This is a genomic window from Thermoleptolyngbya sp. C42_A2020_037 (assembly GCF_015272455.1).
Taxonomy (GTDB): Bacteria; Cyanobacteriota; Cyanobacteriia; order Elainellales; family Elainellaceae; genus Thermoleptolyngbya.
In genome coordinates this window covers 1-12614 of record NZ_JACYLP010000029.1, presented here as the reverse complement: position 1 = coordinate 12614, position 12614 = coordinate 1, and the positions used below count along the sequence as shown (strand labels likewise).

The following is a 12614-nucleotide window of genomic DNA, read 5'->3' as shown; positions in this document are numbered from 1 at the left end:
TGGCGCTTCGACATTCACGACCCGCTGAAGTTTTACAGATTTACGAGAAGCAGTTATGGCTACTTTTTCGGTTGCGACGTTCCAAGAGCTAGTCAACGCTATTAATTCGGCAAATACAAACGCCGAAGCAGATGTTATTGAAATTACCAGTAATATTGTCCTGACCAATGCGCTGCCCTTCATCCGGGAATCCGTCAACCTGACAATTCGCAGCAGCACTGGCAACACCTTCAGCATCAGCGGCGATGCCAACAGCAACGGTATCAATGACGACGGAGATGTCCGACTCTTCTTTATCGAAAGCGGCAACGTCACCTTTGAAAACCTGACGCTAACCCTGGGTCGGGCCGAAGGGGGCGACGGTTCGGGCGGCGGCGGCGGCATGGGCGGTGCCCTGTTTATCTACGATGGCAATGTCACCCTGAGCAATGTCACCCTCAGCGAAAACGTTGCCGTTGGCGGACAAGGGCTGGCTGGACTGGGCCAAGGCGGCGGCGGCATGGGCGGCAATGGCGGGGTAGCCCACCCCTCTGGGGCCGCAGGCGGTGGTGGCGGCTTTGGCGGCGACGGCAGCCCTGGCAATGCCAACGGCACGGGCGGCGCGGGCGGTTCCGGCGGGCTGCTGAATAGCGCAGGCATTGGCGGCGTGGGCGGCAACAGCGCAGGCACAGACGGCGGCGGCGGCTCTGGCGCAAGCGGCGGCTTTGGCGCAGGCGGCGGTGGCGGCGGTGGCGGCAGCTTTGGCGGCAACGGCGGCGATGGCGGCTTTGGCGCGGGCGGCGGCTCTGGCGCGACCAACCCCAACGGTAGTCAGGGCGGCAAGGGCGGCTTTGGCGGCGGCGGCGGCGGAACGACCCTAACGCTGTCGAGCGAGGGCGGCTTTGGCGGCGGCAATGGCAATAGCAACGGCGGCGGCGGCGGCGCGGGCATGGGTGGTGCCATCTTCATCCGCACGGGTTCTCTGACGATGACCGACACGCGCTTCATCAATAACAGCGCTCAGGGTGGTGCGGGCGCAGGCGGCGATGGTCAGGGCTTGGGCGGCGCGATTTTTGCGCTCAACTCGTTGACCAATAGCAACGGCAACAATCTGGGAATGCCGACCCGCCTGCCCACGGTGACGGGCGATCGCCTCTTTGCCCAAGGCAACAGCGCCAGCAGCGACAACAACTCGCCCGCCAACAACGACAATTTCTTTGGCGTGATTCTGTCGGCAGAGTTGCCAGGCCAGGCTCCCCGCGTATTCGCCATTTCCCGCGTCGGCCCCGAAGCCACCAATGCCCCAACCGTCAGCTTTTCGGTCATCTTCAGCGAACCCGTGACCGGGGTTGATGTCACCGACTTCAGCCTGACGACCACCGGGCTGACTGGGGCAACCGTGGCCAGCGTCACGGGCACAGACGGCAAGTTTACGGTAGTGGTCAACACGGGCACCGGCAATGGCACAATTCGCCTAAACGTGCTGAATGACGATTCGATCAGGGATTCGGAGAATTTAGCGCTGGTAGCTGGGGTCAATGGCACGGCTGCCTTCACGATTGATCGGGTTGCCCCGACAGTAGACATTGTGGATGTTGCACCTGATCCCCGGACAACAGCGCTGGGCACAATCACAATTCAATTCAGCGAAGCCGTCAGAAACTTTGACCTGAGCGACTTGCAACTGACCCGCAGCGGTACTGCTCTGGATTTGAGTACCGCTACGCTGTCAACGGCCGACAACCGCACCTTTACGCTGGGGAACCTAAATCGGCTGACCAGCCGCACCGGCACCTATACCCTGACACTAAGCGTCAGCGACATTACCGATCTGGCTGGCAATGCGCTCGCTGCCGCTGCCTTCGACACCTGGGAAATGACCGCAGACGATGTGGGGCCAGGAAACGAGGAACTGCTACCTGTGCCGACAGCGCCCAGTGGGCAACTGGGAACACCCCTAGTGTTTTCGCTGGGCCGTCGCCCCAACGTTGTCCGAGGCACCAACCGAGCGGAAACCCTGCGGGGAACCAATCGAAATGATCGGATTATTGCGCGGAGCGGCAACGACCGCGTGATTGCTCGCGGCGGCAGTGACTTGGTGGATGGAGGCAGCGGCAACGATGACCTGCGCGGCGGCGGCGGCAATGACCAACTCGTCGGCGGCGCGGGCGATGACACGCTGCGGGGGCAGGCAGGCAACGATATCTTGATCGGTGGCGCAGGCAACGACGTGCTGATCGGCGGCGGCGGCAAGAATATGTTCGTGTTCAATAGCCTGGCCGAAGGCATTGACACGATTGCCGATTTCAAGACGACCGATGTCATCGACCTGCGCGGCATCTTTCAGCAGCCCGCCTTTTTAGCAGGGGGCACGCCGTTCCAGCGGCTCAGCGCCTACGTCAAGCTGTCGCAAGTGGGCACAGCGACGCGCATTTTTGTCGATGCAGACGGCAGCGGCGCAGGAACCAACTTCGTGGCGATCGCCAACCTGAACAACACCCAGGTCAGCAGCGTCACCTCCGTTAACTTCGTTATCTAGCAACATCGATGCAGTCTTTTGTTTTCTAACTCCTGTTTTCTAGCTCAGAGTTCTCCTGAGGAGCGGCCGCTGGTCGCTCTTTTTTTGCTTATTTTTTGCCTATTTGTAACGCAACGCAATGCAGTAGAGAAAAAGTATTAAGCCCCGCATCCTTAGAATCTGCTCAGGACACAATACAGGAGTCAGATCGATTCTCGATTGTGGATTTTCGATTCTGGATTACTAGTCCATCAGCTCCAAAGCTCCCAGCAATCTCATCCCCAGCCCCTCACCATTTCCCCTCAGAAGAATTCCCCCCCTTCCCTCCATATTCTTCGTTCTTCCCTCTTCGTTCTTCGTTCTTTTCTCTTCCCTCTTCGTTCTTCCCTCTATGAAACCCATCCGCACCTTCAACGTCACCCCTGCCCTGCCGCCCTTGCTCGAACCGCTGCGGCGCATTGCCTATAACCTCCACTGGGACTGGAATTATGAAGCCACCGACCTGTTTCGGCGACTAGATCGGGATCTGTGGGAAACCAGCAAACACAACCCCGTGCTGATGCTGGGTACGATTAGCCAAGCACGACTGCGGGAGGTGGCCGAAGACGAGGGATTTTTGGCGCAGATGGAGCGCGTGGAGCGGCAGTTGGATGACTATCTGCGGCAGCCGAGCTGGTTTCGCAAGCGGCGATCGCCCAAATCTGCCACGCCCAACGGCAAAACGCCCCAGGCGATCGCCCCCGACGCTGGGCTAACCGACTGCTACGCCTACTTTTCGGCAGAATTTGGGCTGACTTCGTGCCTGCCGATCTACTCCGGCGGCTTGGGCGTGCTAGCGGGCGACCATTTGAAATCCGCCAGCGACCTGGGTTTGCCGCTGGTGGGCGTGGGTCTGCTTTATCAAGAAGGCTACTTTGCCCAATACCTCAACGCCGACGGCTGGCAGCAGGAGCGCTACCCCATCAACGACTTTTACAACATGCCTCTGCACCTAGAGCGCCACCCCGACGGCTCCGAGATCCGCATCACAGTAGACTATCCTGGCCGCCAGGTCTATGCCCGCATCTGGCGCGTGCAGGTAGGCACGGTTCCCCTTTACCTGCTGGATACGAATATCGAGCCAAATAATCAGTACGACCAGGACATTACCGATGAACTCTACGGCGGCGATATCGACCTGCGAATTCACCAGGAAATCATGCTGGGCATTGGCGGCGTGCGGATGCTGCGGGCGCTTGGTCTCAGACCCACTGCATATCACATGAACGAGGGCCACTCGGCGTTTTTGGCGCTGGAGCGAATTCGCCTGATGATTGAAGAAGACGGGCTGACCTACGAAGAAGCCGAAAAAGTGGCCCAAGCCAGCCAAGTCTTCACAACCCATACGCCCGTGCCCGCTGGTATTGATCTATTTCCCCCTGACAAAATCATTTACTACCTGGGGCACTATGCCGAAAAGTTTGGGCTGGCGCGGGAGCAGTTTCTCTCGCTGGGACGCGACAATCCGGGCGATCTGGCGGCTCCCTTTAGTATGGCGATTTTGGCGCTCAAGATGGCCTCATTTGTCAACGGCGTGAGTAAATTACACGGCGAGGTATCGCGGTCGATGTTTGCCACGCTGTGGCCGGCGCTGCCGTTGGCAGAAGTGCCGATTACCTCGATTACCAACGGGGTTCATGCCCGCAGTTGCGTGGCCAAGTCTACCCAAGATCTCTACGATCGCTACCTCGGCCCAAGCTGGAACATGGCCCCTGCCAGCGATCCCTTGTGGGAGCGGGTGAGCAGCATTCCTGATGAAGAGTTTTGGCGAAACCACGAGCGCTGTCGATCGGAACTGGTGCTGTTTGTGAGAGAGCGGTTGCAGCAAAGTTTGCGCGATCGCGGCGGTTCCCTCATCGAACTCAGCCAGACGCAGGACGTGCTAGACCCCAAAGTGTTGACCATTGGCTTTGCGCGGCGCTTTGCCACCTACAAGCGGGCGACGCTGTTTATGCGGGATGTGGAGCGGATCAAGCGGATTATGCTGGGGCTGGGCGATCGCTTCAAGTCCAACCATCCGGTGCAGTTCATCATTGCGGGCAAAGCCCACCCCAAAGACAATCCTGGGAAAGAACTCATCCGCCAAATTGTCCACTTTACTCGCGAGGCCGACATTCGCCACCACATCGTGTTCATTCCCAACTACGATATTCACGTTTCGCGGATGATGGTGGCGGGCTGCGACATCTGGCTGAATACGCCGCGCCGCCCCCGCGAAGCGTCGGGAACCAGCGGCATGAAGGCGGCGATGAACGGACTGCCCAATCTCAGCGTGCTGGATGGTTGGTGGGATGAAGCAGACTACGTTCGCACAGGCTGGGCAATCGGACATGGCGAAGACTATGACGATCCGGAGGAACAGGACGAGGTAGAAGCAAATGATCTCTACGACCTGCTGGAGCAGGAGATCGTGCCGCTGTTCTATGACCGCGACGAAAACGACGTTCCCCACGGCTGGATTGCCAAGATGAAGGACGCGATTCGGCTGAATTTGCCGACGTTCAACACGGCGCGAATGGTGGCGGAATATGCAGAGCGGGCCTATTTTCCGGCGAGCGATCGCGCTCGTGCCATGATTTCCAACGACTATGCCCCCGCCAAAGACCTGGCCCGCTGGCATCACCACCTGTTTGAACACTGGTACGACATAAAGGTTGATCGGGTAGATGTGTCTTCAGATGGAAACGTCCAGGTGGAGCAGGAAATTCTCGTCACCGCCTATATCCGACTGGGCAAATTGACTTCTGACGATGTGCAGGTGGAACTGTACCTAGGCGCAGTGGATGAAAACGGCGAGATTGCCAACGGGCAGCCTGTGGTGATGGATTATGCTGGGGCCGATTCCGAGAATCCTGAAACGAGTGTGTATCGGCGGGCGATCGCCTATCGCAACAGCGGCTTTCAGGGACTTTCGCTCCGCATCTTGCCCAAGCACGAAAACCTCAGCAGCCCCTATCAGCCGGGATTGGTGCTTTGGGCGTAGTTTGGCAAAAGACCAGGAGAGTCATAGAGTGATAGGGCTAATCCTTAGCTCTTGGAACGATCACCGAATGCATTAGCATTGAATCAGGTTCAAATTCAGTGCAGAAACCGTGATTAATGTAAGCAATATCTATTCGCTGACGGACTTCAAGCGCAATGCTAAAGAGTTTGTAGAGCGCATTCGCCAGACAAATTCTCCGCTCGTGCTGACGGTCAACGGCAAAGCAGAGGTCGTCGTGCAGGATGCTAAAGCATTTCAAGAAATGGTCGATCGGCTGCGATTGGCTGAGGCAGAATTGCAGCAAATCAAGCTAGAACTGCTTCAGCGCGACCTTGCGCTTGGAACAGCCCAACTTGACCAGGATGAAGCTTCAGACTATGACGACGCTTCTTTGCCCTTGCTGAGAGAAACAATTCGAGCGAGGGGAGAGCGCCGCCTCAAACAGGCTCGCAGCGATGGATGACGCATGAACCGCTACAGGCTGTCGCGCAAGGCAGAGCAGGATTTAGAAGACATTTGGGTTTACACCGCCAACCGAGATCCAGTTGGGGCAGATCTGATGCTCGCAAAGATCCTCGATCGGTTGCCGATGCTGGCGCAGTTTCCAGCGATGGGGCGAAGCCGTGACGAACTGCTGCCCAATTTGCGGAGCTTTCCCATCAAGCCCTACGTTGTGTTCTATCGAAGCACCGAAAAAGGGTTGGAAATCGTCCGAATCCTGCATCAATCTAGAGATGTAGACACCACGCTTTAGCGCGTCTTAATCCCGCAGCACATAGCCCACGCCGCGCACAGTTTGGATCAGCCGTTTGTCGCCCTGGTCTTCGAGCTTCAGGCGCAGATAGCGGATGTAGACCTCGATGATGTTGGAATCGCCCATGAAGTCGTAGCCCCACACTTCTTCCAAAATGCGATCGCGCGTGATCACCTGTTTGGGTCGGCGCATGAGATGCTCCAGCAGGTCAAACTCTTTGGCGGTGAGTTCGATCGGGCGACCATTGCGGAACACCTCACGGGTGCGGCGATTCAGCGTCAGGTCGGCAAACTCCAGCGCGTCGGGGTCGGGTTCCTGGGTGCGGCGTAGATGGGCGCGGACACGGGCCAGCAGCTCCTCAATGCTGAACGGCTTGACGACGTAATCATCGGCTCCGGCATCCAGACCCGTGACGCGATCGCCAATTTCGTCCTTCGCCGTCAGCAAAATCACCGGAATCTTGCTGCCCGTCGAGCGCAGGCGGCGGCATAGCTCTACCCCCGTCATCCCCGGCAGCATCCAGTCCAAAATTGCCAGATCGGGCGGCGTTTCTCGCGCCAGCGTCAGCCCGCTCAAGCCGTCGTGGGCGACGTTTACCTGATAGCCCTCGCAGCCCAGTTCTAGCTGAATGAAGCGAGCCAGTTTTTCTTCGTCTTCAACTAAGAGGATAGTAGACATGATCGGGAGATTCTAGCGATTTTGGATTTTGGATTTGAGATTTTGGGTTGGCAATCCAGAAGTCTACAAAGCGTTCAACCCTGTTGCTCCAAAAGCGGCAGCTTTACAGTAAACACACTGCCTACACCGGGGGTTGATTCGACACCGATCTGTCCGCCCATCCCTTCGACCAGGGACTTGGCGATCGCCAGCCCCAGCCCCACGCCGCCGGTGGCCCGACTGCGGGAGGCATCGACACGATAAAAAGATTCAAAAATTCGCGCCTGGTCTTCCTTGGAGATGCCACAGCCGCGATCGCGCACCTGAATCATCGCCCAGGGCGCTTTGCGGCTCAGGCTGAGGCTGATGGGCTGGTGGGGTTCGGAATACTGAATCGCGTTGTCGATCAGGTGGACCAGGACGCGCAGCAGGTGTTCGCGGTCGGCCCGGGCAACGATTGGCTGGCTGGGCGCTTCCAGCTTCAGCGATCGCTGCTTGAACTGTTCCGTCATGCGGATCACGTCGTTTACCACGTCGCCAATCGCCACGGGTTCCAGGTTAAACAGCACCGCGCTGCTATCAGTGCGGGCGAGTTCTAGCAATCCCTGGAGTAGCTCAATCGTGCGCTCGGTTTCGGAAACCGCCATCGACAGCATCTCCTGCTGCGCCTCGGTGAGGTTGGGGCTGCGGCGGAGGGTGCTTTGCAAATAGCCGTAAACCAGACTCAGCGGTGTGCGGAGTTCGTGCGACACGTCGTTGGTAAACTGGCGCTGCTGTTCGGCGGTTTGCGACAGGCGATCGACCAGTCGGTTGCAGGTGTGAACTAACTCTTGCACTTCGACGGGCACCTGCTTTGGGTCGAGGCGAGAGATGTTGGTGCTGCCAGCGCTGTAGGCTTCGGCGATCTGGTTTGCCTGTCGCAGGGGCGAGAGCGATCGCCAAATTAGCCAGGCCGCCAGCCCGCTCATCGTCACCACGCCCATGCCCGTGCCCATCATCAGGTCGCGGTTGACCGACTGCAACATGCTGTAGTCGCGGGTCACGTCTTTGGCGACATAGAGCTGCCCAATCATCTGCCCGTCATGCTGTAGCGGATAGGTACACCAAATGATGAACTGCCCATGTAGCCGCAGGATTTTGGGCGTAGAGGTCGTTTCCGACAGATCCAGCAGCGCGTCCTGATCTTCAGAAACCTGGAGATTGTTGGAGCGGGCCAAGATGTCGCCGTTGTTATCTCGAATCCACAGCCACGTACTGGCCGACGACAGTCGATTGACCATGTCCTGCAAGTCGCTCTGGGAGGCAGATCCGTGGGCGATCGCCACTTCCTGATCGGGCATCTGCTGCACCACGGCCGACAGCTTGGCCCGGTGATCTGCCAAAAACATTCGCTCCGTCCGCCAGGACATCCACAGCATCCCCAACCCAAGCCCGCCCCAAATTGCGGCGATCGCCCCCAGCGTCAGCCTCATTTGCAGAGACAATCGCAGCGGGCGTTGAGAATTGGCTCCGTCAGCCGGGGAGAACATGGGTTTTGGCAAATATAGCGGGTACATCGCAAGCCCAGCGGCTATCTTCGGAATGTTTCCAATTTAACTGGATGCCCGAAACCAGAAATGAGTTTTTCCTGAGCAGAAGGAACGAACTCGCTGAGCAATGCAGCATTTTCTTGCGGGGTGAGGCACATGCTGCCCTCACGAGGCAAGGGCTTATTGACCATCCGTGTGCCTCACTAGCTTCAAAAACGCTGTAGCAAGGGTGCATGGTCAGAATTTGAAGGTCAGGCAGCGTTTTTGATCTAATCAAAGTTCGGTTTTTTAGGGACTGCAACTAGGTCTGGCTGATCTTCAGCCGAAATATCTCCAACAAAGCTGGCTCTAAATATTCTTCGACCGTCAAAAGAGCTTAACAGATTGAATTACAGATTGAATTAGTCCTAAGCATACAAAGCTTGACGGGTCATTTCATAGGCTTCTATTAAGAAGTCTGCTGCTGTGTAAATCTCCTTATCCTGACTAAACTTACCAATCCCAATACGAAGTGCCCCATCAATCACTTTGTCTTGTAGCTTCATTGCACGTAGCACATGGGAAGGTTCTTCCACCCCGGAAGAACAAGCTGATCCAGTTGATACCGCTAATTTAGAACGAACTCTAGCGATGACAGCACTATTGGGAATACCAGGAATTGAAATGTGAAGATTTCCTGCCAGTCGATGCTCTGGATCTCCATTAATGACTAGGTTAGGGATCTTCTCTAGGAGCAGATCTTGAAGTCGATCGCGCTTCATGGCGATCGCCCGCTCATCTTCTTCCATCTCCAGCGATCGCAACCGACACGCCTCCCCTAACCCGACAATTCCTGGCACATTGAGGGTGCCCGATCGCATTCCTTGCTGATGACCACCCCCCAATATCAGTGGTTCCAGGTGGCAGCCCTTGCGAACGACCAGTGCCCCAACCCCTTTGGGACCATAGAGCTTGTGGGCAGAGATTGCTAGGTAGGTGATGCCCCACGCTTCAAATTGAATGGGAATTTTGCCGACTGCCTGAGAGCCATCACAAAGAAAAGAAATGCCGTAGTGTTGAGCAATCTGCCCAATCTTCTGAATCGGGTAGATGTTGCCAATCTCGTTGTTCGCGGCCATAACGCAGAGCAGAGAAAGCCCCGCAGAGCAGACTTGCTCCAAATGTTCCAGGTCAAGCCTGCCTTTGGAATCTACTTGAAGATAAACTAATTCAGCCCAACCTCGCTTCTCCAAAGCACGACAGGTGTCAAGGACAGCTTTGTGTTCAATTGGCATTAAGCCGATTCGATGAGGTTTCGTTGGGTTAGGGGTTAGGCTTCCCTGAATTGCGAGATTGATGCTCTCGGTCGCACCGGATGTCCAAACGATTTCCCTCGGTGAAGCTCCGATCAGGTCTGCAACCTGTTTGGCCGCTTGCTTGACCGCAGCTTCAGCACGATCGCCCCACTCGTGATCCACACTACTGGCATTGCCAAACTCTTGCGTCATGAAGTGATAGACGCGATCGGCAACGCGCGGGTCAACGGGTGTAGTGGCGTGATAGTCGAGGTAAATCACGGGAGGGTGGGCTGGAGCGATGCGACAAACGCCCGATGCACTGGCGTCGCAGTACCTTGCTGCAACACCGCGAGGACAGTGGCGAGATCGTTGGACAGGGGGCGATCGCCACTCTCTAGTGGATGTAATTGCAGGAGTCGTTCTGAGGTCATGAGGTTGGTGGGGCAGGAGGGGACTGGGTTTCCAGGGTGACCTCTTCGTAGAGGTCGGCGAGGGTGCCGCTCCAGTCGATGCTGGTCAGTTGCAGGGTGGGCTGGTCGGCGGTGTAGGGTTGCAGAACCCACAGACCTGATGAGTTACGGCGGAAGGTTTCGACTCGTTGCTGACGCGTGTTAATCAAAACGTATTCCTGCAAGCTGTTGAGGGTTTGACAGTGGATAAATTTGTCGCCCCGGTCGAACGCTTCGGTGGAGTCAGACAGGACTTCCACAATTAGACAGGGAAAGCGCTTGTAGATCGATGTTTCCTGGTCGCGCGGGTCGCAGGTGACGAAGACATCGGGATAGTAGAAACAATTGCAGGCATCGAGGCGGACTTTCATGTCTGAGATGTAGACGCGGCATCCGGTTCCCCGCAGGTGGGAGCGGAGTAAGGCTGCGACGTTAAGGGCGATCGTCACATGGGCATCACTGGCTCCAGCCATCGCCACGATTTGCCCGTTGATGTATTCATGCTTGACGGGGCTGCGAGCTTCAAGCTGGAGGTAGTCGTCGGGGGTGAGGTGGGGCAGTTGAGCAGCGGTGATCATGACGGCGGGCGACCCTCAAGTTTAATCGGCTTCCAGGCGTTGATCGTATTCTATCAGGGTGGTTTCAGCCTTCAGTAGACCAGTGCCGCGATCGCACTACAGCGAACAGCGATCGCACAGCCAGTTCCTGAGTCATTGCATGGTCCTGACGCGTTTGATACGGTCTGACTAGAACTAGTCAGGCTTGTCAATGGCGACATTGCTCACAGCATCTAATCATGCTTCTAATGCTTCGCCTCCAGGACTGGACAAGCTCAAACGTTGGAAGCTTGAAGACACCAACGCTCGGTTTAGTGAAGTTGTAATGCCCTCAGCCAAAAGTTGACGAATGAAGGGCCAATCTTGGCAGCGCGCCAGATCTTCAGAGGTATAGACGATCGCCTCAACGGGGTAAGGAGCATCGGCCAATAGCCGCAGGACTTGCCCAATCCGGGTTAAGGGGGGCAGGTCGCAATCCTGCACGATAAACACTGAAATGCGCCTCGCCGCTTCGGCAATGACCAACAGCCGCCGAATAACTGAATCCTGAAGCTGTACATTTGCAACAAACTCATCCTTGGAACATTGAGCCATGTAGGTCAGGATCAATTCTGCGGATTGCAGCATATCAAGCAGAAATTGAAGATCCCGCTGCATAAATCACCTGGGCTGAGGAAAGAATCTCGTGACGGCGTAGATAATTACGACTGGCTTCAATTCCTTGACGGGTAATCAAGTCAACGTCTCGATGAAAGATGGTTTGAAGTTCTGCTTGCATCAGATCCAAGGTAAGGAAAGTTGGGTGAGCCGCTGGGTGAAATTGCACCATCACATCGACATCGCTATCGGGGCGAAAGTCATCCCGCAAAACAGAACCGAAGAGGGCAAATTCGGTCACCTGCCATTTGCGGCAGAACTCTGCAATCTTCTCCATTGGTAGCTCGATCGCCTGAATCGTCATCTCACCTGTTTCCTTGCCAGCGTGTACTCTGGCCAGTTTTCTATTACTGTGATAGGCATCCTCTACTTCGCGCCACTAGCGGAAGATGGAGATCGCCACTTTCCAGAGGAGGCAGTTGCAGCAGGCGGTCGGTGGTCATGGCGCTAGGGCTTGGTCGAGCCGAGTTCTAATCGTTGATAGTATTCTATCAGGGCAGTCTGGGCGATCGCCCTCAGCGCTTCTTTGTCTTCTGCCGTCAGGCGTTTCCACAACGCAGGCTCAAACTTGAGCAGCGTCAGTTCCTTAAGTCGCCGCACAAACTTACGCCGCTCGAATTTTTCAAAGGGATAACGCAGGACTTGGAAGGTTACGATGAGAGAATAAGGAGGACAGGGGATCTTAATGGAGTGCATCCCACTTTTGCGATGAGTAAAAGTGCTTAGTTCTAGACTTTGGCGATAGCGATAAACTTTGAGTATTGTACTTTTACCCGATACCTGTCATGGACGCTGAGAAAAAAGCCCAAATCCAAGCCCATGCTCGTGCCCTTGCCGCTCTGCTATACGAGGAAACTGACCCAGAGCAAGTGAAAACGTTGGCAGGGATTGAGGCGGCAGTGCGAGGACATCTGCTCGAACATGTCAGCCCAGAGATCGGGGATTTTTTATTGCAACAAGTAGCGGCACGACAAGTGGACGAAAGCGTCGCATCGAGAGCATCCTTGGACAACTGCAAGTGAGTGAGAAACAAGCTCAAATTCTGGAGGTGAAAGCGTACACACGATGGAGTCCTTACCTGGAGCGGTGTTGTTTGTTGGTGAGTGCCAATGAATCGTATGAGCGGGCGGCAGAAGACATTGAAGTGTTGACTGGGATAAAGGCTGCTTGACTGACAAAACGGTGGCAGGCTGAGATGAAAGCCAGGAGGGAAGC

General features: G+C 56.2%; 11 protein-coding genes and 2 pseudogenes. 5 read left to right on the top strand and 8 right to left on the bottom strand.

Annotated features, from left to right (window positions below):
• Nucleotides 1-55: 55 nt before the first annotated feature.
• From IGS16_RS09085 to IGS16_RS09070, 4 genes are all read left to right on the top strand, one after another.
• Complete coding sequence (locus IGS16_RS09085; RefSeq protein WP_297085061.1) at nucleotides 56-2518, top strand: Ig-like domain-containing protein; 2463 nt, start codon at nucleotides 56-58, stop codon at nucleotides 2516-2518.
• 370 nt (nucleotides 2519-2888) lie between these two features.
• Nucleotides 2889-5519 (top strand): alpha-glucan family phosphorylase, encoded by a 2631-nt coding sequence (gene glgP / locus IGS16_RS09080; RefSeq protein WP_297085060.1) that lies wholly within the window; start codon nucleotides 2889-2891, stop codon nucleotides 5517-5519.
• A gap of 109 nt (nucleotides 5520-5628) precedes the next feature.
• Nucleotides 5629-5982, top strand: a complete 354-nt coding sequence (locus IGS16_RS09075; protein ID WP_068512486.1) for a type II toxin-antitoxin system prevent-host-death family antitoxin — start codon at nucleotides 5629-5631, stop codon at nucleotides 5980-5982.
• 3 nt (nucleotides 5983-5985) lie between these two features.
• A complete protein-coding gene (locus tag IGS16_RS09070) occupies nucleotides 5986-6273 on the top strand; it encodes a type II toxin-antitoxin system RelE/ParE family toxin (RefSeq protein WP_297085059.1) in 288 nt (95 codons plus the stop codon).
• A gap of 6 nt (nucleotides 6274-6279) precedes the next feature.
• Here the strand turns inward: IGS16_RS09070 and IGS16_RS09065 are convergent, their stop codons facing one another.
• The 8 genes and pseudogenes from IGS16_RS09065 to IGS16_RS09030 form a co-directional block, all read right to left on the bottom strand.
• Entirely contained in the window at nucleotides 6280-6954 is a 675-nt protein-coding gene (locus tag IGS16_RS09065) for a response regulator transcription factor (protein WP_297085093.1), read from the bottom strand.
• A gap of 71 nt (nucleotides 6955-7025) precedes the next feature.
• Nucleotides 7026-8459: a HAMP domain-containing sensor histidine kinase gene (locus tag IGS16_RS09060; RefSeq protein ID WP_297085058.1), complete on the bottom strand. Its 1434-nt coding sequence runs from the start codon at nucleotides 8457-8459 to the stop codon at nucleotides 7026-7028.
• A gap of 407 nt (nucleotides 8460-8866) precedes the next feature.
• The gene (locus tag IGS16_RS09055; protein WP_297085057.1) at nucleotides 8867-10015 is read right to left on the bottom strand and encodes a cysteine desulfurase family protein; all 1149 of its coding nucleotides are present in this window, start codon (nucleotides 10013-10015) and stop codon (nucleotides 8867-8869) included.
• Nucleotides 10012-10167 (bottom strand): hypothetical protein, encoded by a 156-nt coding sequence (locus IGS16_RS09050; RefSeq protein WP_297085056.1) that lies wholly within the window; start codon nucleotides 10165-10167, stop codon nucleotides 10012-10014. Before IGS16_RS09050 ends, IGS16_RS09055 begins: the two co-directional genes overlap by 4 nt.
• Nucleotides 10164-10763: a Uma2 family endonuclease gene (locus IGS16_RS09045; protein ID WP_297085055.1), complete on the bottom strand. Its 600-nt coding sequence runs from the start codon at nucleotides 10761-10763 to the stop codon at nucleotides 10164-10166. Before IGS16_RS09045 ends, IGS16_RS09050 begins: the two co-directional genes overlap by 4 nt.
• Before the next feature lie 303 nt (nucleotides 10764-11066).
• Nucleotides 11067-11399: pseudogene (locus IGS16_RS09040) on the bottom strand (DUF86 domain-containing protein); the annotation flags it as partial.
• The gene (locus IGS16_RS09035) at nucleotides 11371-11703 is read right to left on the bottom strand and encodes a nucleotidyltransferase family protein (protein ID WP_297085053.1); all 333 of its coding nucleotides are present in this window, start codon (nucleotides 11701-11703) and stop codon (nucleotides 11371-11373) included. The pseudogene IGS16_RS09040 and the gene IGS16_RS09035, both read right to left, overlap by 29 nt.
• 143 nt (nucleotides 11704-11846) lie before the next feature.
• The gene (locus IGS16_RS09030) at nucleotides 11847-12095 is read right to left on the bottom strand and encodes a hypothetical protein (RefSeq protein WP_297085052.1); all 249 of its coding nucleotides are present in this window, start codon (nucleotides 12093-12095) and stop codon (nucleotides 11847-11849) included.
• An 89-nt stretch (nucleotides 12096-12184) separates the two neighbouring features.
• Here IGS16_RS09030 and IGS16_RS09025 point away from each other — a divergent pair.
• A pseudogene (locus IGS16_RS09025) lies at nucleotides 12185-12558 on the top strand (ISKra4 family transposase); the annotation flags it as partial.
• Nucleotides 12559-12614 lie beyond the last annotated feature (56 nt).

What these genes read in the sequence shown, in the direction of transcription:
- IGS16_RS09085 (WP_297085061.1), top strand. Translation starts at nt 56, where the DNA reads ATGGCTACTTTTTCGGTTGCGACGTTCCAAGAGCTAGTCAACGCTATT.
- glgP (WP_297085060.1), top strand. Translation starts at nt 2,889, where the DNA reads ATGAAACCCATCCGCACCTTCAACGTCACCCCTGCCCTGCCGCCCTTG.
- IGS16_RS09070 (WP_297085059.1), top strand. Translation starts at nt 5,986, where the DNA reads ATGAACCGCTACAGGCTGTCGCGCAAGGCAGAGCAGGATTTAGAAGAC.
- IGS16_RS09060 (WP_297085058.1), bottom strand. Translation starts at nt 8,459, where the DNA reads ATGTTCTCCCCGGCTGACGGAGCCAATTCTCAACGCCCGCTGCGATTG.
- IGS16_RS09050 (WP_297085056.1), bottom strand. Translation starts at nt 10,167, where the DNA reads ATGACCTCAGAACGACTCCTGCAATTACATCCACTAGAGAGTGGCGAT.
- IGS16_RS09045 (WP_297085055.1), bottom strand. Translation starts at nt 10,763, where the DNA reads ATGATCACCGCTGCTCAACTGCCCCACCTCACCCCCGACGACTACCTC.
- IGS16_RS09035 (WP_297085053.1), bottom strand. Translation starts at nt 11,703, where the DNA reads ATGACGATTCAGGCGATCGAGCTACCAATGGAGAAGATTGCAGAGTTC.
- IGS16_RS09030 (WP_297085052.1), bottom strand. Translation starts at nt 12,095, where the DNA reads ATGCACTCCATTAAGATCCCCTGTCCTCCTTATTCTCTCATCGTAACC.